The sequence below is a fragment of the Pantoea sp. S62 genome, assembly GCF_016658625.1.
Classification (GTDB): domain Bacteria; phylum Pseudomonadota; class Gammaproteobacteria; order Enterobacterales; family Enterobacteriaceae; genus Pantoea; species Pantoea vagans.
The window spans coordinates 1-1,661 of the sequence record NZ_JACVVI010000042.1 but is presented as its reverse complement, the minus strand read 5'-3'; the positions used below and the strand labels follow the sequence as shown (position 1 = coordinate 1,661).

Below are 1,661 nucleotides of genomic sequence, written 5' to 3'. Positions count from 1 at the left end.
CTGAGCGGGGCGGCGGCACCGTACCTGGCGGAGCAGATACATACGCTGACGACCACGAAAGGCCCGGACGGCAGGGACGTGGTGAACGTTGAGGCGAACCTGATAGCGCACGCGGTGGTGGGCGCGGTGACGGCATACGCATCGGGTAATGCGGCACTGGCGGGCGCCTCGGGCGCGGCGATGGGCGAGTACATCGCGCTGCAGATGTATCCGGGTGTTAAGCGCGGGGACCTGAGTGAGGAGCAGCGCCAGACCATCAGCGCGCTGGGGACGCTGGCGGCGGGCCTTGCGGGCGGCATTGCCGGAGACACTACGGGCAGTGCGGTGGCGGGCGCGCAGGCGGGTAAAAATGCGCTGGAAAATAATAGTCTTCTCCTGCCAAGGCCTGTGCCGGTACCCGTTCCGGGATTACCATTGAGTCCTGGTGATAAGGCAGTTCTGAATGCGAATAACAAAATTGCATCGGAACTGGATAAGACCCTGAAAGGGTCAGGAACTGAGGCGGATACGCCACCGATTACTGATGGTCGTGCAATCGTTGAAGCGCGTGATGAGGCTGCCAAATCGCGCGATCCAAATGTGGCGAAGGATCTGACGGATGCTGAGAAAGCGGAGCTGGGAGGAACAGGATCAGGAAGTGTAACACCACCACCTCCAGAAAATGATCCTAAGCAGCAAAATGAAAAACCTGTACAAAAGCTCAATCAGAAGCAAGAAAGTGCTATCCGGAAAATTGATAATACTATAAAAAATGCCCTGAAAGATCATGATATAACTGGGACACTTAAGGATATGGATGGTAATCCAGTCCCTAAAGAAAGCGGAGGGCATTGGGATCATATGCAGGAAATGCAGAATGCGCTCAGAGGATTGAGGAATCATGCGGATACGTTAAAGAACGTAAATAATTCCGAAGCGCAAGCCGCTTATGGCAGAGCAACGGATGCTATTAATAAAATAGAATCAGCTTTAAAAGGACATGGGATATAATGACTTTTCGTGAATTAATAGGAAATATTAATATAGCTAAAGATTTAGGTCAGAAGTCTCCGCTTGAACTCTGGTTCGAAGGTGTAATTGATACACCTATTGAAGAGCTAACTGTGGAAGATCTATGTCGTGCAATTCGGCAGGAAATATGTATAGCTCAATTAATGCCGCGAGTTTTGGCGATTTTGAAAAATGATCCGTTGGCTGGGGAGTATTACGATGGTGAACTAATAGCTGCAATATCGACGATAAAAGAAAATGAGCTAAAAGATCAGGTGGATATTTTTATCCAAATACAGAAAATTGTAAACCAACTACCTCCCTCAGAAATTAATGACGACTTGAGGAGGGATATCCTAAATATCAATAAAATAATCACATAGCTCATCCTGGCTAGCCAGCCGGGATTTTTAGCATTAAGTCACTAATCCAGTGGGTTTCTCCAACTGAAACCGGAGCATAACAGGACAGCGATAATTTCCGGCTTTTTATTACTTTTAATACAGAATAATACTCAAACCGGCCAACCTATGGTCACCGATAATTACTTCAATGTTATCCGCTGCTAAGTTCGCGTCCACATCTTGCTACTGTTACTTACTTGGCTCAACGGACAGATTTATCAGACGCTGTACAACCGGGCGATGCTGGACAGCGGAATGGGAACCGGC

At 48.4% G+C, this 1,661-nt stretch carries 2 protein-coding genes; both read left to right on the top strand.

The features are described from left to right. On the top strand, positions 1-990 hold a 990-nt coding region (locus tag IBT54_RS24835; protein WP_201253322.1), incomplete at its 5' end, for a VENN motif pre-toxin domain-containing protein. Further along, entirely contained in the window at positions 990-1,373 is a 384-nt protein-coding gene (locus IBT54_RS24830) for a contact-dependent growth inhibition system immunity protein (RefSeq protein WP_236263721.1), read from the top strand. The genes IBT54_RS24835 and IBT54_RS24830, both read left to right, overlap by 1 nt. The last annotated feature ends 288 nt before the right edge of the window (positions 1,374-1,661 follow it).